This window comes from Roseibium sp. MMSF_3544, assembly GCF_030732845.1.
Taxonomy (GTDB): domain Bacteria; phylum Pseudomonadota; class Alphaproteobacteria; order Rhizobiales; family Stappiaceae; genus Roseibium.
In genome coordinates this window covers 43,499-66,857 of record NZ_JASHKA010000016.1, presented here as the reverse complement: position 1 = coordinate 66,857, position 23,359 = coordinate 43,499, and the positions used below count along the sequence as shown (strand labels likewise).

Below are 23,359 nucleotides of genomic sequence, written 5' to 3'. Positions count from 1 at the left end.
TTATGAAATTGACGACACGTTTGCTGGGTGGGGCAGCTGCTCTCGCCATCTTCGCAGCCGCTTCTGCGGCACAGGCCAAGGACCTGAAATACGCCCACTTCCAGGCGGCTGACATGTCCTCGCCCAAACACGCCGCCGCGCTTGCGTTTGAAACATGCGTGGAAGGCAAAACCTCGGGCTCCATCGATGTCCAGGTTTTCCCGGCATCACAGCTTGGCGACGGCAGCCAGATCATCGAAGGTCTGCAACTGGGAACGGTCCAGATGGGCGTCGTTCACGACGGTCCGATCTCGGCGGTTTACAAGCCTTTCGCCGTCTTTGCCATGCCGTATCTGTTCGATGATCAGGCGATGGCCTGGTCGATCGTGGACAGTTCCTTCGGCGACGAAATGTTCGAGGACATGCGTTCCCAGACCGGCATTCGCGTCCTTGGCCTTGCGGACAATGGCGTCCGCAACTTCACCAACTCGAAGGTTCCGGTGGCTGAACCGGAGGACATGAAGGGCCTCAAGATGCGCGTGATGACCGCGCCGGTCTGGACAAAACTTGTTGAGTCCCTTGGGGCCTCCGCGACCCCGGTCCCCTGGCCCGAACTGCCGGGCGCGCTGCAACAGGGTGTTGTCGACGGTCAGGAAAACGGCGTGACCAACATCGTCAACGCATCGCTGTACCAGCACCAGAAATACGTCTCGCTCGATGGCCATGTCTTTTCCTGGCACGCCTACATGATCAACGACGATTTCTACAACGGTCTGACCGACGACGAGAAACTCGCTGTCGATCAGTGCGTTGAGATTTCAAAGATCATCCATCGCGGCATGACGGCTGCCCAGGACGCCAACGCAGCGACAATTCTGGGCGAGAAGGGGCTGGAAGTCGTCCCGGTAAGCCCGGAACAGAAGGCCAAGTTCCGCGACCTGGCACAGCCTGCCGTCCGGGAATACATTGTCGGCGAAATTGGCGAGGACTGGCCGTCCAAGCTTGATGATGCCGTCGCTGCGTATCGGAACCAGTAAGATGCGTGCGGAGGCTGTGACCGAACTGGACATGCCCTGTGCCGCGGTCCTTGAACCGGGGTATGCGGACTACACGCTTGAACAGGAAGCCATTCGGCGCTTCGGCGCCCGTGTGCTGCCTGTTCCGGCGGAACAGGACGCAGTCTCCGCACTGGCCAGCAGAAATGTCTTTGCGGTGCTCGTTCGCGAGCGCCTCATCGACAAGGCCATCTATGAGAATTTCCCTGACCTCAAGCTGATCCTGAGATACGGCGTGGGCGTTGACAACGTCGACCTGACCCGCGCCACGGAACGCAGGATCTATATTGCCAACATTCCGGACTACGGCGCGGAAAACGAAGTCAGCGACCACGCAATCGCGCTCTACCTCGCGGTTTCGCGCAGGATCGTTTCAAGAGACCTTGAGGTGCGCCAGGGAAAGTGGGGAATAGGTCAGCACGCACCCATTCCCGGGCGCAGGAACGCAACAGTTGGATTGATCGGATTTGGGCGCATTGCCAAGTCGGTCTGCACACGTTTTCGCGCTCTCGGATTTTCACGCGTCCTCGTGAGCGACCCTTATCTCGATGACGACACCCGGGCTGAATGGGATATCGAAGCCTGCGACACGGACACCCTGTGCAGGGAGTCCGACGTGATCAGTCTTCATGCACCGCTGACAACCGACACCCGTAACATCTTGAATGCACGACGCATCGCTTTGATGAAGAAAACCGCGATCCTCGTGAACGTTTCTCGCGGCGGCCTTGTCGACGAAACCGCCCTGGCCGACGCGATTTGTGCCGGGCGCATTTTCGGCGCCGGCGTCGATGTCTTCGAACAGGAGCCGCCAGCGGCAGACAACCCTCTGCTTTCGGCACCGAACACCGTGCTCAGCGATCACAGCGGCTGGTACTCGGAGGCTTCCGTCAGTGAACTTCAAAGGCGTGCCGGCGCCGAATTGGCCCGCGTCCTTGAAGGCAATCCACCACAGAACTGGGTCAACCGCTGGTGAACAGACCCGCGGCCGACCGAATTTGCCGTCTGCGGACGGACCCAATCAGGAGTAACTCAAATGGAACTTAGGGACTTGATCGCAGGCTTCCGGGAAACGGCAACCGCTTCCGTCGCGGACGCGGTCGACAAAATTGTCGGGCGCAAAGGGTATCTTGATCAGGCCATCAAGCCGCGCATCAACGACAAGAAGATTGTCGGCCCGGCCGTGACCGTGCTTGAGGGTCCGACCGATGAATTCGTTCCCCCTCAGCATGCCTTGGACGCAATTGATGAATCGGAGCCAGGTTCGGTCATCGTCATCTCCATTTCTGGAGATGAAAACGTAGCGGTCTGGGGTGGGCTGATGACGGCAGGGGCCGTCGCCAACAAGCACGAAGGCGCGGTTCTGGATGGCGCAGTACGCGACATAACCGAAATCCGCCGTGACTATGATTTTCCGGTCTATGCACGGTCGACCTCACCGGGAACGACGCTCGGCCGCCACAAGACACTCGCCGCCAACGAACCTGTCCCAGTCGGCGATGTCATCGTTCATCCCGGAGACATCATCGTTGGAGATATCGACGGCGTTGTCGTGGTGCCTTCCGACAAGGCCGAAGAGGTTCTGGCAATGGCGCGCGAAATCGATGTTCGCGAAGCCGAACAGGCGAAACTGATCATGCAGGCAGGCTCGCTGCGCGAGGGACTTGCGAAATACGGCCGCATCTGAACCAGACCTAAGAGGACAAGAAAAATGAAACTGCTGAAAGCTGCCGCCTTGTCGGCCATCGCAGCGACCTGCCTTGGCGCGGGAAGTGCTATTGCCAGCGAACCGCCTCAGCCCGAAGTTGTCGCCGAGTGGAACCGTCTGCCGTACAAAGTTGAATCTGAAGACATACGGTCGTCTTGGGAGAACAGCGACATTTTCGGCCAGGCCCTCATACAGGGCGCAAAGGTCGACAGTGATGGCAACATCTACGTGTCGACGGCCAGGTGGGGTGGGAAAGAAATCCCCTCAACGCTCTCCAAACTTGTCAGAAATGGAGACGTCTGGGAGCTCGAGCCCTATCCGAGCGAGGAAATGAACGATGTGGCCAACGCGGCCGGCTTGAAGGCTGTGTTGGGCTTCGAGATCGATCGCAATGATGTCATGTGGATCCTCGATCAGGGACATGTCGCAGGCCCTCCCTTTGAAGACGGTGACGCCAAACTCGTCTTGTGGGACATCAAGGGTAACAAGGAAATTCAGCGGTACGTCTTTACCGCCGACGAAGCAGACAGGCAGTGTTCTTTCCTCAACGATCTGGCCGTCGACAATGACACCGGGTTTGCCTACATCGCCGACAGCGGCATTTTCTGTAACCCGCTTCACGGCGGCCTGATCGTCTATGACAGCAATACGAACACCGTCCGCCGGATCCTTGATCAGCACAAGTTCACGAACAACGAACCGAATTTCTTCTTCAACATCGACGACCGTCCGGTCCTCAAAAACGGCGGCATGCAAACCGGCGCGGACGGCATAGCGCTCTCAGGCGACAAGAAGACCGTCTACTGGACCAATTTGACGGGCAACAAGCTCTATTCGCTGCCGACCGAGATCCTGCGCGACTTCGAAACCAATGAAACGGTGATCGAGAACGCGGCGCGTGTTGAGACATCGCTTCCTTCCAACACGGATGGCATGACGGCGGACAATGCCGGAAACATTTACATGACCGCATTGTCGCTCGACGGCCTCATGAAATTCGACGAATCCACCGGTCAGGTCAGCCGGTTCGTCCATCATCCGGAAATGAACTGGCCGGACACGCTGGCGTGGGGACCGGACGGATCTTTGTATGTTGTTTCCAATCACCTGCACGTTTGGGTGGACGGAGACATGAATTTCGAGTCTCCGGAAATCCCGAACTTCAGGATCTGGCGTATTCCGAACGTCGGGCAAAGCTATACGACCGAATAACCAACGCGGCCGGTCCCACACCGCGTTGGGGCCGGCTCTCACTCAAAGAGCAGTGCGATGTATTCAGATATTGTTTGCTTGGGCGAACCCATGCTCGAGTTCAACGAGCAGGAAGACGGCCGGTTTCTAAAAGGTCACGGTGGCGACACGTCAAATGCCGCGATCGCTGCAGCAAGGCAGGGCGCGTCCGTCGGCTATCTGACGCGCCTGGGTCAGGACGACTTTGGTGACGAGTTCTTGAAACTCTGGCAACACGAAGGCGTCGACACCAGCCAGGTTATCCGGGACCCCGTGGCCCGGACCGGCATTTACTTCGTCAGCCATAACGAGAAGGGCCATTCCTTCACCTATATGCGCAAGGGATCGGCGGCCAGCCTGATAAGCCCGCCAGACATTCCCGAAGACTACGTTTCAAAAGCGCGGATCCTGCATGTATCCGGCATTTCTCAGGCGATTTCCGCATCGGCTGCCGACACGGTGTTTGCGGCGATCGAAGTCTGCCGTAATGCCGGCGGCTGGGTGTCCTACGACACCAACCTGAGACCGAATCTCTGGCCGCTGGAGCGCGCGCGCGCCGTCACCCATGCAGCCATGGCCAGGGCACACATCGCGCTGCCGGGCCTTGAAGACGCGGTGCTTCTGACCGGCTTGACCGATCCGGATGCAATTGCAGACTTTTATCTCAATCTCGGTTGTGAAATTGTTGCCCTGACGCTTGGCAAGGAGGGGACTCTCATCGCACTGCCGAATGAGCGGCGGCGCGTTCCGGGTCAGCCTGTGACACCCGTCGACGCGACCGCTGCCGGAGACACGTTTGACGGCGCCTTTCTGGCCGAGATGGCTGCCGGGCGGGATCCGTACGAAGCTGCCAAATATGCAAATGCGGCCGCCGCTCTGTCGACACAGGGTTATGGCGCGGTGGCCCCGATGCCGAGACGGCCGGATGTTGAACGCTTCTTGAACGAAGGTAAGGCTGCATGAAACATGCCCTGGTGACTGGCGGAACACGGGGGATCGGGCGCGGTGTCACGGGCTCGCTTCTCGATCAGGGCTGGTCTGTGACGGCGACCGGCATCAGCGAGAGCGAAGTGGCCGCCTGCCCGCCCGCAGACAATCTCAAGACGGTTGTTCTTGATGTGACCGATGCCGACGCAATCGCCGGACTGTTCGCCACACTCGGCACACTGGATGGACTGGTGAATTGCGCGGGTATTCTGATGCGCGAAGCCGAGTACGAAATCGAGAACTTCTGCAAGGTGATCGACGTCAACCTCACCGGCACGATGCGAATGTGTCTGGCAGCAAGACCCCTTCTGGAGACATCGGGCGGCGCAATCGTCAATACGGCATCGATGCTCAGCTATTTCGGTGGCCCGCTTGTCCCGGCCTACTCCGCCTCGAAAGGCGGCGTTGCGCAATTGACCAAGGCACTTTCGGCGAAATGGTCGAAGGACGGCATCCGCGTGAATGCCATTGCACCCGGCTGGATCGAAACGGAAATGACGGCGGGTCTGAGAGCGGACAGTGCACGTGAAACGGCGATACTGTCCCGAACTCCCATGGGACGCTGGGGACAGCCGAGCGAGGTCGGTGCACTGGCGGCATGGCTCCTGAGCGACCAGGCAAGTTTTGTCACCGGGGCGGTGTATCCGGTGGACGGCGGGTACTCTTCCGTCTAGGCCCTTTTTGAAGAAAACGGAGTGGATTTGACATGCCGGTCACGGAAAAAGATGAAAACCCGCGCATTCCCTATCAGTTGCCCTTTCCAAAGGACGCACAGGCGGAAATCGTGGTCCCGAGCGCCATCCCCGAGGACGAACGGGTTTGGGTGCCCCAGGCAGACAATGTCTGGTTTCGGCCACTCTGCCTCAACCGAAGCCAGGGATACTGGGTCAACCTGCTCCGCGTGCGAAAGGCCGGCGTCCTGTCACGTCATCGCCACCCCAACCCGGTCCACGGGTTTGTGCTGAAGGGGCGCTGGCACTACCTGGAACACGATTGGGTGGCGGAGGCAGGCGGCTATGTCTATGAACCGCCCGGCGAGACCCATACGCTGGTCGTTCCCGACGACGTGGAGGAAATGATCACGCTCTTTCAGGTCAACGGCATCATGTACTACGTCGACCCTTACGGAAAACCACTCGGATATGAGGATGTTTTCACAAAGATCGACATGTGCCGCGAGCACTACGAAAAGGTCGGGCTTGGCGAAGACTACGTTGACCAGTTTCTAAGGTAGTGACCCGCCTATTTTCTGTTATGGAAGATGAATCCGATGAAATTCAGAAGGATCTGCGCCGCCAGGATCTGGGTGCTTTGGCTCGGGTCGTAGTCGGGTGCAACTTCCACAAGATCGATACCGGCAACATCGCCCCGCTTTGAAAGGCCCTGCAGGATTTCCAGAACGTCATAATACAAGAAGCCGCCATGGCTCGGCGTGCCCGTTCCCGGCGCTATGGACGGGCAGAAGGCATCAATATCGATGGTGACGTAATAGCGCGCTCCCACTGGGATGCGCTCCAGCACCGCCTCGGTCCCGAGTTTGCGCACTTGCCGGACCGACAGGATATCGGATCCACGCTCCCGTGCATCCACGTAACCTTCCCTTGCCGTCGACGACACATTGCGGATGCCGAGCTGGGTCATGCCGGAAACGTAGTCCTTCTCGATCGCCCGGCGCATGGGATTGCCGTGACCGGCGGTCACGCCGTGCCGCTCGTCCACAAAATCCAGATGTGCGTCGATCTGGACCACGTGGATAGGCCCGTTTGCCGCGCAATTCTCCTCAAAGGCGTTGATGCAGGGAATATTGACCGAGTGATCTCCGCCGATCACGACCGGCATCGCGCCTGCACTTAGGATTTTCTTCACACCGAACTCGATATTGGCGTGGCTTTCCTCGGTCTTGGTATGAATGATATCGGCGTCGCCGATGTCGACAATCCTGACGTCTTCACCGAGATAGGTCGCATCGTCTTCATGATCATAGGCCCCGGCGTGGCCGAAGCTGAACAGCGTCGAAGCTTCACGTACCGACCGCGGCCCGAATCTGGCTCCGGAACGGAACTGGCAACCGAAATCGAATGGCGCCCCGAGAACCGCAACGTCGGCGTCGATCTTGTCCCAGTCGGAAACAAACTCCTTTTTGCCGAAGGTCGCGATGCCAACGAAGGGCAGGTTCAAACGCCCGGATTCATAGCCATGTCCCGACATGCGTTTCTCCGTAATTTTCGTGTGTCAGCCCGGATGGAACCCCGCACAATGTGGGAAAAACAAGGTTTTGAAAACAGGGTTTGACCTAGTTCTGAACTTTTTCCAGCGCCGCATTCGCAGCTGCTTCCAGCATCGCCCGGTCTGTGGCCTCCGCCATCCCGTTGAAGATCATCAGCATGCGACCATTTCTCGTAAAGAGGCCAAGCTGTGAGGAGGTCGCGGTCACCTCGCTGTAGTAACCGCCTTCCCCGATGGATATCTTATCCGCGGTTCCAGGTTCAAACGCCGCGATCATGCTGTCAATCGCTGCATCGGCATCGGACCCTTCCGTGCCGTCCTTCGCCTCGCGCAGCATCAGGGACAGAACCGCGTTTCCATCCGAGTCGAGCACGTCGCATCCGGAAAGCGTGGACTGCGCGTCATCGGGTGCCACCAGGAGATTGTTTTCGGCGATTTTTTGGGGCGCCTGACCCATCACGGCCGCAAGGTCGATGTCTTCCAGAACAGCGCAGGCCGTCAGTCCGGAATGCTGGTCCGCACTTCCGGAGCAGGCTGCAAGTACAGCAGCAAGCCCTATCGCCGCAAAGGACGAATGTCGTTTTCCTTCAGACATGTTTGCCCCCTCGAACCGGCTTGGGGAAGCCTCGCCTTTTGACGATCGCTCCCCGCGCGCTCAAATCCGAAAGGTTCATATCTCCGATATCGGTCGAGCACACAAGCGATGCAGGCCAAAAAGGGCCAAGAATACGCAGACTTGGTTAAACCAGCCCGGTTATGCCGGACTGGCGCTGCCTGGGCGTCTGCAGCGCCCGCAAGAGGGGCGCAGCCCGTGATCCGCTCCAAAAATCCGTCAGGTTCCGGACTTGAAACGGGTCCAGCTTCTGGTCAGCAGCCGCAGTGTTTTTTGATCGCGCGGCAGGTTCGGAAACAACTTGGCCATCAACTCGTCAGCCGGATAGACGCTCGGGTCCTCCCGGACCTCTTGCAGGACGAATTCGAGCGCTGCCTTGTTGCCGTTTGGGTAATAGTAAAGATTGGTTACGGCGGCGATTGCCTTCGGCTCCATCAGGAAGTTGATGAACGTGTGCGCGTGGTCCGGATTGGGCGCATCTGCCGGAATGGAGAGGAAATCGAAGAAGATTTCGGTTCCTTCTCTTGGAAGGGCATAGGCGACCTCCACGCCGGTTTGCGCCTCCAGCGCGCGCGCCTGGGCGAGCCCGGCATCCCCGCTCCACCCCAGAACGAGGCACAGGTCTCCATCCGCCAACTCATTGATGAGTGAACCGGTTCTGAAATGCCGGACATGCGGCCTGATCGCAGTCAGCAAACCATCGACAGCCTTGAAATCGTCGGCATCCGACGTAAAGGGATCAAGTCCGAGATAATTCAGCGCGATTGCCATGACTTCCTCGGGTGAGTCGATCATCGCAACGCCGCAATCAGCGACCTTGGAGAGGATGTCCGGATCAAAGATCATGTCCAGACTGTCGATCGGGGCTGTTTCCAACCGTTCTGAGATAAGTGCCGGGTTGTAAAGAATGCCCGTGGTTCCCCAAAGATAGGGGACACCATACTGGTTGCCCGGATCGTGCGCGGCCAGGAACCTCAGAATTGCAGGATCGAGATTGACGTGGTTGGAAAGTCGCTCCCGATCCAGCGTCTGCAAGGCACCGGCCTGGATCAGTCGATTGGCAACCAAGGCGGACGGAAAGACGACGTCGTAGCCGGACGCTCCGGTCAACAGCTTGGTTTCAAGCACTTCCAGCGAGTCGAACGTGTCGTAGATGACATCAATTCCGGTTCTGGCCTCAAACTCGGAAATAACATCCGGTGGAAGATAGTCCGCCCAGGCCGTGACAGTGACGGATTTGTCCCCGGCCCGGGACAATCCAGGAAGTGCGGCCAGGACCATCATCCCGGCAACAAAGAGTTTCGCCAAATTGAAAACAAGTTGAGAGAGGCATGGCGCCTCATAGGTGTGGTTCTGCACGTTAAGTCCCCGTGACATCGCCCAGCGGCTCGAATTCGCGCTCATCCGCAAATTCAAAAATCCGCACAAGGCTGTTTCTGGTCCCACACCTTCGAGGGCAAGACTTAACCGGAAACACGACGGCGCAAAAGACCCCGATCCCGATTTCCGGTTCGAAACCGAATGACGGGGACAGCAGGTCTATGAAATTGGAAGAAAGAGTGGTGCCCCCCGCCGGAATCGAACCGGCACTCCCTAAGGAACTGGATTTTGAATCCAGCGCGTCTACCAGTTCCGCCAGAGGGGCAACTGACACCGGAGAGGGTGCCTATCATGGCCTATTCGACGATGCAAGCGATTGCTCGTTTCGCCACCGGCAATTTCCGCGCGGAAACGACGCATATCAAGAGTTGCAAAAAGTGATATGCATTTGAATCTCGTGAAACATTAGCCTGCAAAGAAAAGCGCAAATTGTGCGCTTTTTCTGGACAAGCGATTTTAGCCTGTTTAGAAACGGCTTTATGAGCAAATCAGGACGAGAAATCGAGCTCAAGCTCGAACTGGACCGGTCAGCGCAAGACGCCATGAAACGGTTGGGAACCGTTGAAGGCTTCACCGCGGGCCGCGCTGTTTCCAAGACCTTGCAGTCGATTTACTTCGACACTCCTGATCAAGCTCTTCGCAAGGCGAAAATCTCCCTCAGGGTCAGAAAAACCGGCCGCAGCTGGGTCCAGACCGTCAAGATTGGCACGGGCATCGTCGCCGGACTGTCCTCTCCCGTCGAAGCGGAACATCCGGTCAAGGGCCGCGCGGTGGACTTTTCCGTGATTGAGGATGATGAAGTCAGCAAGACGCTCTTAGAAATCATCGGCGACGCGCCGCTTTCGGAATGTTTCGAAACGGTGATGAAACGGACGACCCGCCAGCTGACGCGTGACAGCGATGGTGGTCACGTGGAGCTTGCCTTTGATACCGGCAACATTCTGGCCGGAGACGGCAGCCAGCCTCTCATTGAACTTGAGATGGAACTCAAGTCCGGCCCGAGCCAGGCAATCTTCGATGTCGCCAAATCGCTCCTGAAGGACGTTCCGTTCCGGTTCTCGCCCTACAGCAAGGCAGAGCGCGGTTACCGCTTCGCGGAAGGCCGGGAAACCGAAACACCCACGCCTTATTTCGCTGAAGCAATCAGGTTCACGCCGGGCACGAGCGCAGAACTGGCATTCCGCGACGTGCTGCGCTCCTGCCTGAAACAGATTTCTGAAAACCGCATGGTGGTGCTCGCATCGGACGATCCGGAGGGACCCCACCAGCTTCGCGTCGGGCTTCGCCGGCTGCGCAGTGCCTTCCGCCTGTTCAAGCCTGTCCTCAATCCGGCAACCGTGGCTCCACTCGACCAGATGGCAAGGACCATTGCCAATGAGGCCGGTGAGGTGCGCGATCTGGATGTGCTCATTGACGAAATCGTCGAGCCACTGGTCGAAAAGGCGCCTCAGATCCTATCCTTCGACGCGCTGCTCAAGACACTCAACGCATCGCGTGGTGAGGGGGCCCGAAACGCCCTTGCCGATCATCTGAGATCGGCCGAGGTGAACAGATTCCTGCTCGATCTGGCTGCCTACACCGAAGGCCGGGGCTGGCTTGACCCGGAGAATTTCGACCAGACCACCCACTTGGCGCAACCGATAGAAGCCTTTTCCTCAAAGGCGCTCGCCCGGCAGTGGAAAAAGGTGCTCCGTTACGGAAAACGCCTGGAAGAACTGACGATCCCCGAACGTCACGACATGCGCAAGGCCATGAAAAAGATGCGTTACGGAATAGAGTTCTACGGCAGTCTTTATCCTCATGACACCGTGAAACCCTTCCTGAAACGGATGAAAAAGCTTCAGGACATTTTCGGCTATCTGAATGATGTCGCCATGGCCGAGACGCTTCCTGAGCGATGCAAGGTCAGCGGCAAGGACGCATTGGCTGTAAGTCAGGCTGTCGGTTTTGTTGTTGGCTGGCACGAATCCCAGTGCCAGAGCATGTGGCAGCACGCCAAGGGGTATTGGGAAGCCACCGTAAAGACACCGCGTTTCTGGGTCTAATTGCACCCTAGTCCCTTGCAATTGAAACAAGCGTTTCGCGAAGCCACTTGTGCTTGGGGTCTCGTGTCATGCGGGGATGCCAGATGGCAACGATTTCAAGATAAGGCAAGTCCAGCGACGTCCAGACCCGGGCAAATCCATGGTCAAAGGTGTCGGCGATCCGGCCGGGCACAAAGGCCAGCAGCTCCCTCGATTTCATCAGCTGCAGCAGCATGGAAAAGGTCGGCACTGCGAGCACCACGTTCCTTTCCTTTCCTGCCGTCGCCAGGGCGTCATCAATTGGTCCATGGAAACTGCCTCCGGTCGGGTCAACAAAGGCATGGTTGAGCGCGCAGAGCCGCTCCAGCGAAATTTCCGCACCGTTTTCAAAGTCCTGGTAACTGGAAAGGCAGACAAAGTCGTCCTTGTAGAGGACACGTGCCGGCAGATCGGGCACCGCCAATTCGCGGTCGCTCAGTATGAGATCGATTTCTCCGCTCTCCAACTGTCTCGCAACCCCCTCGGCCGGCCGTGGAAGGATCGAGATACGCGCTTGGGGCGCCGTCTGGAGCAGTTCTTCGGTTAAGCGCTCCAGGATCGTGTGCTGCAGGTAATCACTGCCGCAGATTCTGGCGGTAAATGCAGTCCGGGCCGGATCGAATTCATCTGGCGCCAGAAGCAGGCCGATTTCTTCAAGAAGATCCGCGACTTTCGAAGCAATACCATCTGCCCTGGGCGTTGGCACAATCCCGTGGGATGTCCGCACGAACAGATCATCATCAAACGAGTCCCGAAGACGTTTCAGCATGCCCGACACGGTCGGTTGCGTCAGGGACAGTCTTGCGGCTGCCCTGGTAACGCTGCGCTCCTTGTAAAGCGCATCAAACGCGACCAGCAGATTGAGATCGACATTTCTGATATTGAGATTCGCCATAACATTTATTGAATATTACATTTTGATCAATAACAAGCAGGACGCAAATATCTCTCAGACCCCTGCAACTGGCGGCAAAGAGAGATGGCCAAGGCTTCGGAAGTTTTTCCTGCATTGCACTCGGGAATACCCAGAGCGCAGCTGTCCATTTGGCTGAGGCGATTCCATGCATGGCGCCAGAAGCGGCGCGATCGTCTGGAATTGGATGCGCTCGGGAAATCCGCCCTCAAGGATCTGGCGATCGACCGCAGCGAGATCACATCGATCATCCATGCGGGCTCAAACGAACGCCGTCGCAATCATGGCGACTGAAGCCAAGGCGCATTCCATCGCCTCCCTCAATTCATCGGAGACCACATATGGCAGCGACCAATTCCCAGGTGCCCAGAATTCTGACCGATCCGCGATTTGTCCTGCTCGCCGGATCGCTGATTGCGCTCGTGGCCCTGGGGATGCGGCATTCCTTCGGCCTGTTTCTCAACCCGATCACCAGCGGTCTTCCTGGCGTTGATCGGGAAAGCTTCGGGTTTGCGATTGCCCTGCAGAACCTCATGTGGGGCGTCGCACAACCGTTTGCGGGCATGATTGCAGACCGGTTCGGCAGCGCCAGGGTGATTTTTGTCGGCGGCATGCTGTACGCGGGCGGGTTGCTCTGCGCGTCGGCAGCCTCAACCTCTCTCGGTCTGGTGCTTGGCTTCGGCGTGCTCGTCGGCATCGGTTTGAGTGCCACGAGCTATGCTGTTGTTCTTGGGGCCGTCGGACGGCGGTTTCCCCCCGAACGCCGCACGTCAGCCCTTGGCATTGCCTCGCTTGGCGGGTCACTGGGGATTTTCCTGTCGGTTCCGGTTACGCTCAGCCTGATTGAGTCTCTGAGCTGGCCGATTGCTCTCGTCAGCCTAGCCTTCATCGCGGCAATCATATGCGTTCTGGCCCCGGTGCTGAGCGGACGGTCCGTGGAACCCGGTGTAGATCAATCCCTGAAAGCAGCACTTGCCGAGGCCCTGTCTCATCGCGGATTTGTACTGCTCGTGCTCGGGTTTTTCGTGTGCGGGTTTCAGCTCGCCTTTATCGGCACGCATCTGCCTGCCTACCTCCTGGACAGGCAACTTGCGCCCTGGCTAGGCGGTGCTGCCCTTGCGACCATCGGTGCGACGAATATCGCAGGAACGTTTGTCTGCGGCGTGCTTGGCGACTTTCTCAGCAAGAAAAAGATCCTGGTTGTTCTCTACCTGGCAAGAGCAGCAGCCGTGGCACTCTTCGTCATGTTTCCACCGTCCGATATCTCCACCTTGCTGTTCGCAGCGGTGATGGGATTTACCTGGCTCGGGACGGTTCCGCTGACAACCGGCATCGTTGCCCAGATCTTCGGCGCCCGGTACCTGGCAACGCTTGTCGGCATCGTTTTCCTGATGCACCAGGTCGGCAGTTTTCTCGGCGCGTGGCTCGGCGGCCTCGTCTTTGAACACACGGGCAACTACGACATCATGTGGTGGAGCGTCGTGGCAACCGGTGTCCTCGCAGCCTTGATACACGTCCCGATCAACGAGCGGCCCCTGGCAGGCGGAAACGGCGTCCTCAGGAACGCGCTGGGCAATGCCTGACCGGTCCTGGATCTTCTGGAGCGTTTTGAGCCTGTCAGTCCTCCTGGCTGTCTATTGGCTCTGGACGCTGACGGCGCACGCTTACCTGAAACTTTTCATGGATCTTGCCGTCATTCAATTCATCTGCCTTGCAGACCTTCCGCAAGGCGCCACCTTCCCGCATCCCGTTTGAAATGCTTGAACAAGGAGAAACCCATGGACGCAAACAACTCCGGAAAAGGTCCGGTCCTGAGACTGTTTCAGGTCAAGATCAAAGAAGGCCACGCCGAAACGCTGATGGAGAAATTTGCAACGACGTCAGCAGATGTCGTCCGGCACGAACCGGGCAACGCGGGGTATTTCTTTGGCCGCGGCATCGCCTCCGATGACGGGTATCTGGTGTTCGCTTCCCTTTGGGAGGATCTTGAAGCGGTGAAAACGCGGTTCGGGGACAAATGGCAGCAATCGTTCCTGCCCGAAGGGTATGAAGACCTGATCGAGGAACACTCGCTCCGCCACATCGATGTGAGTTCGGGATGGGTGGTTTAACTCCGCAAACCACGCTCGGAATTGGATCTTTTGGACGTACCGGCACGTTGCCGAAAACCCAGGCTCACCTCAGCTGACGCCCGCCGCCGCATCACGAATGACGAAATTGTCGATGAGCCCGCGGAAGGCCTGGTTCTGCCGGTGCCAGGTGCCGATCCTGACGCGATCCACGCCGTCGCTGACGACGGACGGCACGATTTCGGACTTTGCGACCAATTCGCCGTCCAGAAACAATTCGCTGGTTTCACTCGTTTGGTCGACCACGAGCCTGACATGATGCCAGTCCATCGTCACCACACCGGGAGACGACTTCAGTTTGTCCTTTGCCCCGGTTTTGTCCTGGAGCGCAACAGACAGGACCGGTTCGTTGCCATTGCTGAGGTTAAACACGATGTGCCGGATCCGGTCGCCACTTTTGCCGCTGACCACAGCAAGCGTCTTGATCGGCGCGCCCTTCTTATAAGGGTTTGTCCAATCCTCCGCTTTCAAGTCGAACGAAATTTCCACCTTTTCGGACAGAACGGCCAGATCGCTCGTCGTGATCTCCAGATGCCCGCCATCACCCTGGGCGTGATAGGCATATCCTGTCGGTCCCGGGGCAAAAACGGCATCTCCGTCCCGGGCTTGCGGTGCAACCCTGGCAGACCCGATCGTCTCCAGCGTATCTTCGAAAGCAAGGTGCACATAGGCACCTTCGATCGTACTCGGCGTGTAGGGCTCCTGCCCTTTCGACGTCAGCCATAGGCTGCCGGCAGCAGCAAGGCCGAGGCCGACGGCGCCAAGCGCCAAAACCATTTTCCTCATGATGCACCTCCAAAATTCGGAGGGAGATCCACAATCCTCAGGCCGCGCGACGCTGTCCTTGAAAGTACGCGTCCAGCCTGTTGAACGAAGCCGTCCATCCCGCACCAATGACATCCTTCATAGGATCGGGGATTTCCGACTGGGTCAGTGTCACGACAGTGCCGGTGGCGGTTTCCCCGAACGCAACGGACACGAGCATGGCCGGGGCAAACTCACTTGCAGGCATCGAGTAGACCAGCTTTCTTGGCGGGTCGAATTCAACAAGGCTGCCGTTGATTGTGTGATCTCCTACATTGGTGATCGTCATCGTGTGGCAGTATTTTCCACCAGCTTTGGTTTCAATTTCGGAAACAACCTGTGTTGTGTCGGCGCATCCCCACCAATGCGTGGTTTTGGCGGCGTCGATCCAGGCGTCGAAGACAACGTCGATGGGCTTTGCAAATTCCTTGCGCACTGTGAGTACACCATCGGAAAATCGGGTCTCAACGGTCATCGGGTTACTCCTCGTTGCTGAAAAGGATTTGGTCCATGCGCTCGAAATGCGCCGTCCAGAAGTTGACGTAATGCGCAAGCCAGTCGGCTGCGTGAGCGGCCGTTTCTGCACTTGCCATGACATAGGTTTCCCGGCCGCGTTTCTCCCGCCGCACCAATCCGGCGTGATCCAGCACGCGCAAATGCCGGGAAATCGCCGGCTGCGAGATATCGAACGCAGCCGTGATTTCGTGAACCGTGCGTTCACCCTTGGCAAGATTGGCCAGGATGCCGCGACGAGTCGCGTCGGAGAGAGCTGAAAAAACGAGGTCAAGATTTTCTGAATTCATAACAACATGGTTATGGATTCGATTTGCGATGTCAATGCCCGGGCGATCACATCGCAGCCCGCTTCATCGAGATACGGCTTGGGACGGGCACCAACCACCGGTGCGCCTTTTTAAGGCGCATCGGCAGGCTTCAACGCTCAAATGTTGGTCGCTGTTCTCAAGCGGTGAGCGCAGCCTCCGTCGCCAGGTGCTCGAACAGGCGGGCAACAGCTTCCGCGCCTGGGTCATTGTGCCCGGACAGGCTTGCTTCCGAGACATAGCTTGCCCGTCCAGCGCGTGCGCGCGTGATGCGGGACGTGGCGTCCGCACCCTGGCGCGCTTCGCGGGCAGCGTCTTCAATCCCGCTTTCCAACGCGTTCAATGCCGGCATCAGGGCATCGATCATGGTCCGGTCGCCCGGCTCGGCGCCGCCAACCTGCATCACGCGGTCGAGGCCCGCTTTCAAGGCACCGATGGAGTCCCGTCCGCTGGACGAAGCGTCACCGGCCGCGGCAAAGAAGATGGCCAGAAGCACGCCGGACGACCCGCCCATTGTCTGGCTCAACTCCAGGCCGATGGCTCGGTAGAGCTGGGTCAGGTCCGCGAGCGGCATCCGGTCCAGCGCCGTGATCAGCGCCCGCGCAGCGGTCGCAAGCGTGCTGCCCGTGTCGCCATCACCCGACTTGGCATCCAGCGCGTTCAGGTCTTCTTCCGCCGCGATCAGGATGTTGCAGCATCTTTCGATGAATTTCCGCGTCTCCTCGTTCTTGGACGGAAGCGGCTGGATCGGAGACAAGCCGTCCGGCAGAGGTAGGATCGAAACCGGGCCGAGCGCCAGGCAGCCGGGCCAAACCCACGGCGCGACCGGCGCCTGCAAAAGGGCCTCTTCGGTTTTGCTGACAGGCAACAGCGACACGGAAAATCCATGCATGTCGAGCGAGGTCATCATCGCCGCCGGGCCGACCAGCCAGCGGATCTGGCCTCCGATCCGTGAATGTGTGAGCTCTTCTGCCAGAACCGACATTTCAAGCGGTGTCGTGCCGCCGAGATTGTTCAAAAGCGCGACATGCGGCCCGGGCGCCAGCGCCGGCTCAAGCCGGTCGACAACCATGGCCATCGCCGTCTTGGCGTTCGAGAAGGTAACCTGTTCGATGCCGGCTTCTCCGTGAATACCAAGACCGAGTTCCGCCATTCCGGGCCCGATCCGATCTTCTTTCGGTGATCCGGGAATGGTGCAGGTGTCGAGCGACATGCCAATGGAAACGGCGCCCGAGATAACCCGTTGTGCGGCGTCGGTCACCGTTTCAAGATCAGCGCCCTGATCGGCCAAGGCGCCGGCGATCTTGTGCACGAACAGCGTACCGGCAACGCCTCTTGCCTGCGGCAGATCCGGGAGCGCGACATCGTCGTCGACAATCACCATGTTGACCTTGCGGCCGAATGCGCGCGCCCTTTCCACCGCAAGACCGAAATTCAGCCGGTCACCGGTATAATTCTTGACGATCACGAGGCATCCGGCCTTGCCGGTGACGGCGAGGATCCCCGCGAGCACGGCGTCGACGGATGGCGAGGCAAAGACTTCACCGCACACGGCGGCCGTCAGCATGCCCTGGCCGACAAACCCCGCATGGCTGGGTTCGTGACCGGATCCGCCGCCCGAAACCAAAGCCACTTTCGACTTGTCCCAGTCCGTGCGCACGACCACCTTGATATGCGGATATCCGTCCAGCCGGGCGAGGCGCCCGCCCGCCGTTCGCAAGGCTCCGTCTATGGCTTCCGTGACGAGTGTTTCCTTTGAGTTGATGAACTGCTTCATGTTCCTTCTCCTCAGGTAATACGAGCGCCACTGGCGTCAAAGAACAGGGGATTTCGGGGCTGTATCGCGACGGTGTCACCGGGCTCAAGGTCCGCGTGCGGGTCTGAGAGCGTGACCACTTCATGCCCTTCCAGCGTCAGGTGAAGCCTGATCTGGTCGCCAAGATGTTCGATCCGTTTCACGGTCGATTCCTTGCCTTCGCCCTGCTGGATATGTTCGGGCCTCAACCCCATCTTCCTGGCACCCGCTGGCGAGCCGGCAAACATGTCCGCCGGCAGGACATTGATCCTGGGTTGCCCAAGCCGCCCGGCCACGTAGAGATTGACGGGATTCTCGTAGATCTCGCGCGGGGACCCGAACTGCACCAGCCGGCCGTGGTCCAGAACGCCGACATGGGTCGACATGGTCATTGCCTCGATCTGGTCATGGGTCACGTAAAGCAGGGTTGCGCCGAGACTCTCCTGAATACGCTTCAACTCGATCCGCAGGTCTGAGCGCAATTTTGCGTCCAGCGAACTGAGCGGTTCATCCATCAGGAAGATGGAAGGATCGCGCACAAGGGCCCGGCCGATTGAAACACGCTGCATTTCACCGCCCGACAACGCAGTCGCCTTGTTGTTCAACTTGTGTGGAATCTTCAACACTTCGGCAACTTCGGCAACCTTGCGCTCAATCTGCTCCTCCGGTGTCTTGAGGAGCGGTGAGCGCAGCGGGAAGGCAAGGTTCTCGCGTACGCTCATATGCGGATAGAGCGAATATTGCTGAAACACCATTGCCACATTGCGCTGTGCCGGCGTTTCGTTGACGACCGATCGCCCGCCGATGAAAACATCTCCCTTGTCGGGCTGTTCCAACCCTGAAATCAGACGCAGGATTGTGGTCTTGCCAGCGCCGGTCGGTCCGAGCAGCGTGACAAACGCCCCGTTCGGCACCGTCATCGTCACATCATCAACGGCAACCGTGTCATCAAATCGCTTGGAAAGGTTCGAAAGCTGCACTTCAGACATGGGCGAGCACCCCCTCGTTGAGGTCGGACTTCAGAGCCCGCCCTGTCTGATTGTCGAAAAGCGTGGCCGCTGAACCATTGAAAGCCAAACCGACATTTTCGCCGGATCGCACGGATTGGTTGGAGGCAATCCGCGCCTTGAGATCGCCGCCTGCTGTCTTCACGGTCACGATTTGCGTGGTCCCGAGATACTCCGCCGCGACCACTTCACCGCGGCTTTCGCCTGCATCAACCAGGGACACATGTTCTGGCCGGATGCCGTAGACAAGATCCCCTTCGAACGGCTCGCGAAGTGTTGGGACAGCAAGCTCGGCGTGATGCAACTTGACGCTCGAGGATCCGGAATGGACTTCGCCGTGGAACCGGAGAAAGTTCATCGACGGAGACCCGATGAAATCAGCCACGAACATGGTTGCCGGCTTGTCGTAAATGTCCTGGGGTGTCCCGAATTGTTCGATGACACCGTGGTTCATGACAACGATCTTGTCACCCATCTGCATGGCCTCAAGCTGGTCATGCGTGACATAGACAGTCGTGGCACCCATCCGGTCGTGCAAGGCGCGCAGTTCCTCGGCCATGTGCTCGCGGAACTCCGCATCGAGCGCCCCGAGCGGTTCATCCATCATGAAGGCCTTGGGCTCGCGCACGATCGCCCGCCCGAGTGCGACCCGCTGCCTGTCTCCGCCGGAAAGGCCGCTCACCGAGCGGTCGAGAATGTCTTCAATGCCAAGGATACGCGAGACTTCGGCAACCTTTTCGCTGACTTGCCTTTTGGACATGCCCTGGCTGACCAGCGGATAGCTGATGTTCCGCCGCACATTCATGTGCGGATAGAGCGCAAACATCTGGAACACAAACGCAATGTCGCGTTGCCGCGCGGGTTTCTGACCGACTTCTTCACCGTCGATATAAATCTCGCCAGAGGTCGGCAGTTCCAGGCCCGCGATCATGCGCAAGGTCGTCGTCTTGCCGCATCCTGACGGACCGAGCAGCATGAAGAATTCGCCGTCCTCGATCTTGAACGACGAGGACTGGACGGCGGTGAAGTCACCGAAGTCCTTTCTGAGGTTCCTGATTACGATCTCAGCCATGCCGCCTCGCGCTCTAGTCCGGAAAATGGCTGACGACGATGAACATCACTGTTCCCGTCAGCGTGACAATGAAGGAATAGGTGTAGGCCCACAAAACGACCGGCTGCATCAGCATGATCACACCGACCGCAATCAGGATGGACGCGAGCATTTCCCAGGGGCCGCGCCGGAACCGCATCAAACCGTTGAAGAACCCGCTCATTTGCGTACCGCCCCGAACGTGATGCCGCGCAACAGATGTTTACGAAGCAGGATTGTGAAGACCATCACGGGCACCAGGAACAGCGTCGCTCCTGCGGCAACCGCGGGCCAGTCCTGACCGCCAACGCCGATGATTGTCGGGATAAAGGGTGGCGCTGTCTGCGCCGTGCCCGAGGTCAGGAGCACTGCAAAGGCATATTCGTTCCAGGAAAAGATCAGGCAGAAGATCGCCGTTGACGCGATGCCGGTCGCCGCCTGGGGCAGCACCACCTTGTAGAAGGCCTGGAATCGCGTGTAGCCGTCGATCAGTGCCGCTTCCTCGTATTCTCGCGGTATCTCGTCCATGAACCCCTTGAGCAGCCAGACGGCGAGCGAGATGTTCACCGCCGTATAAAGCAGGATCATGCCCAGATGCGTGTCCGACAGGCCGAGCGTGCGGAACATCAGGAAGATCGGGATGGCGACCGCGATCGGCGGCATCATCCTTGTCGACAGGATGAAGAACAGAAGATCGTCCTTCAGCGGCACCTTGAACCTGGAAAAGGCATAGGCGGCCAGCGTTCCAAGAAAAACGGACAGGAATGTCGAGCCGAAGCCGATGATTACAGAGTTCAGGAACCGTTCGCCGTAGCGTGATGGCCCCGCAATCACCATGTCGCGGTTGCGCACAATTTCCTCGTACCAGGTTTCGGGCTCAGGCAGCGCCTCGAGCTGTTCCGGCGAGACGCGCGTTCGCGTTGTGAAGAGGTTCACGTAGCCTTCAAGCGACGGTTCGAAGAACACTTTTGGCGGATAGGCGATCGCATCGACCGGCGATTTGAACCCGGTCGTCAGGATCCAGACCAGTGGCAGCAGCGTGATGATGGCATAGGCCACGACCAGCGTGCCTGCCAGCCATTTCTGGAACGCCGAAGGTTCGGTGATGGAGTAACTGCTCATCTTTCCTTCACCTTGTTCAGGGCTTTGACGTAAATTGAGGCGAGTCCGAACACCGTTACGAACAGGATGATCGCGTAGGCGGAGGAATAGCCGGTTCGCCACTTCTCGAAAGCTTCGCGCTTCAGGTTGATCGAGGTGAGTTCGGTGACCGAGCCGGGTCCGCCGCCGGTCAGCTGCACCACCAGGTCGAACATCTTGAAGTTCTCGATCCCGCGGAAAAGAACCGCCAGCATCAGAAACGGCAGCACCATCGGCACGGTGATGGTCCAGAACTGACGCCACTGACTGGCCCGGTCGATTTCCGCCGCCTCATAGATGTAGTCGGGAATGGACCTCAACCCGGCTAGGCAAATCAGCATCACGAATGGCGTCCACATCCACGTGTCGACGATGACGATCGACCAGGGGGCAAGGCTGACATCGCCAATCATCTGGAAGGACGACGGGTCGATGCCGGTCAGAAACGAGATGCCGTAGTTGAAGAGGCCGATTTGCGGCTGATAGAGAAAGGTCCAGAAGTTGCCGACCACCGCGGGCGATAGCATCATCGGCAGCACGATCAGGGTGGTCCACAGATCGTTGCCCTTGAATTTCCGGTTGATCAGCCAGGCCAGCGTGAAACCGATCAGGACCTGGAAAAAAATGGTCCAGAACAGGAAATGGGCCGTGGCCTGCATCGTCAGCCAGATGTCTTCATCCGTCAGAATGCGCTCATAGTTTCGCAGGCCGATATAGTCGACCTCCCGGTTGGGCCGGTTGGCGCGAAAATTGGTGAAGCTCAGATTGATCGTCCAGATCAGCGGGAAGATGTTCACCGCCAGCAGCAGAAAGATCGTCGGCAGAACGAAAAGCCAGGCTATGGCGCGATCGCTCAGGCCCCGGATTTTGGCAGCAACCGAGGGCGGCGTCGCTTTCGCCACGCGGTCGATAGGGGTGTCTGACATCTTTGGCCCGTTCGAAGAATACGTCTGGAAAGTCCGGCAGGCATTTTGGCAGTTTTGCGTGCCTTGGTGTAGCCCGCCGGAGTTTCGGCTCAGGCAACCGGCCGGCGGAAAGCCGGCCGGCTATGTCCTGCAAGCCTAGAGCTTGCCCTCATCTTCAAAGACTTCCGTCCAGTCTTCGATGAGCTTGTCCAGGGCTTCCTTTGCTGTACCCTGATCGGCCACGACGTAGTCATGCAGGCGTTTTTGCATCGCCAGCAGCAGCTCTGCATAGGCCGGCTCCTGCCAGAAATCCATGACGCCATCCATGGCGAGCAGGAAGTCTGCTGCGAACGGTGCACTGTCGGCGAAATTCGGGTCGTTCAACACGCTGACGTGACACGAATAGCCCCCGAGGTCCCACCACTTCTTCTGCACCGACGGCTGCGCGAACCACTTGATGTATTCAAGTGCGGCATCCTGCTTGTCGGAATAAGCAACCACCGATATGCCCTGACCGCCAAGGGTGGACGCTTCCTTCAACTGGCCGGGATTGACAAAGAAACCAATCTTGTCACCACCCACATCCGGATCGGCATAAAGACCCGGGAAGAACGCGAACCAGTTCATGGCCATCGCCACCTGCCCGGATTTGAACGCGTCTAGCGACTGCTCCATGTAGCTGTCGGTATAGCCCGGGGGTGTCGAAGTCTTGTAGAGCTCCTTGTAGAATTCCAGACCGGCAACAGCGTCCGCTGAGTTCACCGCACCTTCCATGTCGTATTTGCCCGGCGTGTTTTCATACTTGAAGCCAAACGGATACATGGCGCTGGTCGCACCCATGGTGATGCCCTCGGACCCGCGCTCGGTAAAGATCGCAGCGCCGTAGCGTTTCTGGCCGTCAATCTCGCGTTCCTGGAAGAACTTCGCGATTTCCAGCAACTCCATTTGGGTTTTGGGCGGTGCCAGGTCACGTCCATGTTCGGACTTGAAAGCTTCCTGGATTTCCGGCTTCGCGAACCAGTCCTTGCGGTAGAACCAGCCGTTGGCGTCGCCCATTGCCGGCAGCGCATAGTAGTTCGGTGTGCCCTTCGGCCAGGTTGAATAGGCATAGACGGTCGCCGGGGCGAAGTCGTCCATGCTGATGCCTTCCTTGTCGAAGAACTCGTTGAGTTTGACGTAGTGGCCGTTTTCCGCGCCGCCGCCGATCCACTGACTGTCGCCGATCAGCAGATCGCACAGTTTGCCGCCCGAATTCAGTTCGTTCAGCATGCGGTCGGCGAAGTTCGGCCAGGGCACGAACTCGAATTTCATCGTGTGGCCGGACTGGGCTTCGAATTCCTTGGAAAGTTCAACAAGAGCGTTGGCCGGGTCCCATGCGGCCCAACACAGCGTCAGTTCGTCGGCTTGAGCCTGAGACACGGTAAGCCCGCTCGCCGCCACAAAAGCGGTCGCCGCGAGAAGTTTCGCAGTTTTCATCGCTGATTTCCTCCCGAAATGGTCGCTCACCGGCCTGC

The 23,359-nt window shown here is 58.5% G+C and carries 26 protein-coding genes and 1 tRNA gene; 12 read left to right on the top strand and 15 right to left on the bottom strand.

Going from position 1 to position 23,359, the window contains the following annotated elements:
• Window positions 1–2: 2 nt before the first annotated feature.
• The 7 genes from RBB47_RS21145 to RBB47_RS21115 are packed head-to-tail and all read left to right on the top strand — an operon-like array spanning window position 3 to window position 6,193.
• Window positions 3–1,016, top strand: coding sequence for a DctP family TRAP transporter solute-binding subunit (locus RBB47_RS21145; protein ID WP_305987874.1), 1,014 nt, complete (start codon window positions 3–5; stop codon window positions 1,014–1,016).
• 1 nt (window position 1,017) lies between these two features.
• Window positions 1,018–2,010 (top strand): C-terminal binding protein, encoded by a 993-nt coding sequence (locus tag RBB47_RS21140; RefSeq protein ID WP_305987873.1) that lies wholly within the window; start codon window positions 1,018–1,020, stop codon window positions 2,008–2,010.
• 60 nt (window positions 2,011–2,070) lie between these two features.
• The gene (locus RBB47_RS21135; RefSeq protein ID WP_305987872.1) at window positions 2,071–2,721 is read left to right on the top strand and encodes an RraA family protein; all 651 of its coding nucleotides are present in this window, start codon (window positions 2,071–2,073) and stop codon (window positions 2,719–2,721) included.
• Between the two features lie 24 nt (window positions 2,722–2,745).
• Window positions 2,746–3,954 (top strand): L-dopachrome tautomerase-related protein, encoded by a 1,209-nt coding sequence (locus RBB47_RS21130; protein ID WP_305987871.1) that lies wholly within the window; start codon window positions 2,746–2,748, stop codon window positions 3,952–3,954.
• A 57-nt stretch (window positions 3,955–4,011) separates the two neighbouring features.
• On the top strand, window positions 4,012–4,935 hold the full coding sequence (locus tag RBB47_RS21125; RefSeq protein ID WP_305987870.1) for a sugar kinase: 924 nt from the start codon (window positions 4,012–4,014) through the stop codon (window positions 4,933–4,935).
• The gene (locus tag RBB47_RS21120) at window positions 4,932–5,633 is read left to right on the top strand and encodes an SDR family NAD(P)-dependent oxidoreductase (protein ID WP_305987869.1); all 702 of its coding nucleotides are present in this window, start codon (window positions 4,932–4,934) and stop codon (window positions 5,631–5,633) included. The genes RBB47_RS21125 and RBB47_RS21120 overlap by 4 nt, the downstream gene beginning before the upstream one ends.
• A 32-nt stretch (window positions 5,634–5,665) precedes the next feature.
• Window positions 5,666–6,193, top strand: coding sequence for a 2,4'-dihydroxyacetophenone dioxygenase family protein (locus tag RBB47_RS21115; protein ID WP_305987868.1), 528 nt, complete (start codon window positions 5,666–5,668; stop codon window positions 6,191–6,193).
• Between the two features lie 8 nt (window positions 6,194–6,201).
• On the opposite strand, the gene speB is transcribed toward RBB47_RS21115, so the two are convergent.
• The 4 genes from speB to RBB47_RS21095 all read right to left on the bottom strand — a co-directional run bounded on the left by speB (window position 6,202) and on the right by RBB47_RS21095 (window position 9,443).
• Window positions 6,202–7,167, bottom strand: a complete 966-nt coding sequence (speB, locus tag RBB47_RS21110; protein WP_305987867.1) for an agmatinase — start codon at window positions 7,165–7,167, stop codon at window positions 6,202–6,204.
• An 85-nt stretch (window positions 7,168–7,252) separates the two neighbouring features.
• Window positions 7,253–7,780 (bottom strand): hypothetical protein, encoded by a 528-nt coding sequence (locus RBB47_RS21105; protein WP_305987866.1) that lies wholly within the window; start codon window positions 7,778–7,780, stop codon window positions 7,253–7,255.
• A gap of 237 nt (window positions 7,781–8,017) precedes the next feature.
• Window positions 8,018–9,202: a polyamine ABC transporter substrate-binding protein gene (locus RBB47_RS21100; protein ID WP_305987865.1), complete on the bottom strand. Its 1,185-nt coding sequence runs from the start codon at window positions 9,200–9,202 to the stop codon at window positions 8,018–8,020.
• 156 nt (window positions 9,203–9,358) lie between these two features.
• Window positions 9,359–9,443, bottom strand: a tRNA-Leu gene (locus RBB47_RS21095).
• A gap of 214 nt (window positions 9,444–9,657) precedes the next feature.
• Here RBB47_RS21095 and RBB47_RS21090 point away from each other — a divergent pair.
• Window positions 9,658–11,223, top strand: a complete 1,566-nt coding sequence (locus RBB47_RS21090; RefSeq protein ID WP_305987864.1) for a CYTH and CHAD domain-containing protein — start codon at window positions 9,658–9,660, stop codon at window positions 11,221–11,223.
• Between the two features lie 7 nt (window positions 11,224–11,230).
• On the opposite strand, the gene RBB47_RS21085 is transcribed toward RBB47_RS21090, so the two are convergent.
• Window positions 11,231–12,136: a LysR family transcriptional regulator gene (locus tag RBB47_RS21085; RefSeq protein WP_305987863.1), complete on the bottom strand. Its 906-nt coding sequence runs from the start codon at window positions 12,134–12,136 to the stop codon at window positions 11,231–11,233.
• Window positions 12,137–12,220: 84 nt separating this feature from the next.
• Here RBB47_RS21085 and RBB47_RS21080 point away from each other — a divergent pair, with 84 nt between their 5' ends.
• The 4 genes from RBB47_RS21080 to RBB47_RS21065 are packed head-to-tail and all read left to right on the top strand — an operon-like array spanning window position 12,221 to window position 14,265.
• Window positions 12,221–12,448, top strand: coding sequence for a DUF1127 domain-containing protein (locus RBB47_RS21080; RefSeq protein WP_305987862.1), 228 nt, complete (start codon window positions 12,221–12,223; stop codon window positions 12,446–12,448).
• A gap of 47 nt (window positions 12,449–12,495) precedes the next feature.
• Window positions 12,496–13,737 (top strand): MFS transporter, encoded by a 1,242-nt coding sequence (locus tag RBB47_RS21075; protein WP_305987861.1) that lies wholly within the window; start codon window positions 12,496–12,498, stop codon window positions 13,735–13,737.
• On the top strand, window positions 13,730–13,909 hold the full coding sequence (locus RBB47_RS21070; RefSeq protein ID WP_305987860.1) for a hypothetical protein: 180 nt from the start codon (window positions 13,730–13,732) through the stop codon (window positions 13,907–13,909). The genes RBB47_RS21075 and RBB47_RS21070 overlap by 8 nt, the downstream gene beginning before the upstream one ends.
• Window positions 13,910–13,932: 23 nt before the next feature.
• Window positions 13,933–14,265, top strand: a complete 333-nt coding sequence (locus RBB47_RS21065; RefSeq protein ID WP_305987859.1) for an antibiotic biosynthesis monooxygenase — start codon at window positions 13,933–13,935, stop codon at window positions 14,263–14,265.
• A gap of 69 nt (window positions 14,266–14,334) precedes the next feature.
• Here RBB47_RS21065 and RBB47_RS21060 read toward each other — a convergent pair whose 3' ends face one another.
• The 10 genes from RBB47_RS21060 to RBB47_RS21015 all read right to left on the bottom strand — a co-directional run bounded on the left by RBB47_RS21060 (window position 14,335) and on the right by RBB47_RS21015 (window position 23,321).
• The gene (locus RBB47_RS21060; protein WP_305987858.1) at window positions 14,335–15,069 is read right to left on the bottom strand and encodes a LamG-like jellyroll fold domain-containing protein; all 735 of its coding nucleotides are present in this window, start codon (window positions 15,067–15,069) and stop codon (window positions 14,335–14,337) included.
• A 37-nt stretch (window positions 15,070–15,106) separates the two neighbouring features.
• The gene (locus RBB47_RS21055) at window positions 15,107–15,562 is read right to left on the bottom strand and encodes an SRPBCC domain-containing protein (protein ID WP_305987857.1); all 456 of its coding nucleotides are present in this window, start codon (window positions 15,560–15,562) and stop codon (window positions 15,107–15,109) included.
• A gap of 4 nt (window positions 15,563–15,566) precedes the next feature.
• Entirely contained in the window at window positions 15,567–15,890 is a 324-nt protein-coding gene (locus RBB47_RS21050) for a helix-turn-helix transcriptional regulator (protein WP_305987856.1), read from the bottom strand.
• A gap of 157 nt (window positions 15,891–16,047) precedes the next feature.
• A complete protein-coding gene (locus RBB47_RS21045) occupies window positions 16,048–17,685 on the bottom strand; it encodes a dihydroxyacetone kinase subunit DhaK (RefSeq protein WP_305987855.1) in 1,638 nt (545 codons plus the stop codon).
• 11 nt (window positions 17,686–17,696) lie between these two features.
• Window positions 17,697–18,692 carry an ABC transporter ATP-binding protein gene (locus RBB47_RS21040; protein ID WP_305987854.1) on the bottom strand — a complete coding sequence of 332 codons (996 nt, stop codon included), beginning with the start codon at window positions 18,690–18,692 and terminating at the stop codon, window positions 17,697–17,699.
• Window positions 18,685–19,782, bottom strand: a complete 1,098-nt coding sequence (locus RBB47_RS21035; RefSeq protein WP_305987853.1) for an ABC transporter ATP-binding protein — start codon at window positions 19,780–19,782, stop codon at window positions 18,685–18,687. The genes RBB47_RS21040 and RBB47_RS21035 overlap by 8 nt, the downstream gene beginning before the upstream one ends.
• 13 nt (window positions 19,783–19,795) lie before the next feature.
• Window positions 19,796–19,984, bottom strand: coding sequence for a hypothetical protein (locus RBB47_RS21030; protein WP_305987852.1), 189 nt, complete (start codon window positions 19,982–19,984; stop codon window positions 19,796–19,798).
• The gene (locus RBB47_RS21025) at window positions 19,981–20,922 is read right to left on the bottom strand and encodes a carbohydrate ABC transporter permease (protein ID WP_305987851.1); all 942 of its coding nucleotides are present in this window, start codon (window positions 20,920–20,922) and stop codon (window positions 19,981–19,983) included. The genes RBB47_RS21030 and RBB47_RS21025 overlap by 4 nt, the downstream gene beginning before the upstream one ends.
• A complete protein-coding gene (locus RBB47_RS21020; RefSeq protein WP_305987850.1) occupies window positions 20,919–21,866 on the bottom strand; it encodes a carbohydrate ABC transporter permease in 948 nt (315 codons plus the stop codon). Before RBB47_RS21020 ends, RBB47_RS21025 begins: the two co-directional genes overlap by 4 nt.
• A gap of 135 nt (window positions 21,867–22,001) precedes the next feature.
• Entirely contained in the window at window positions 22,002–23,321 is a 1,320-nt protein-coding gene (locus RBB47_RS21015) for an ABC transporter substrate-binding protein (RefSeq protein WP_305987849.1), read from the bottom strand.
• Window positions 23,322–23,359 lie beyond the last annotated feature (38 nt).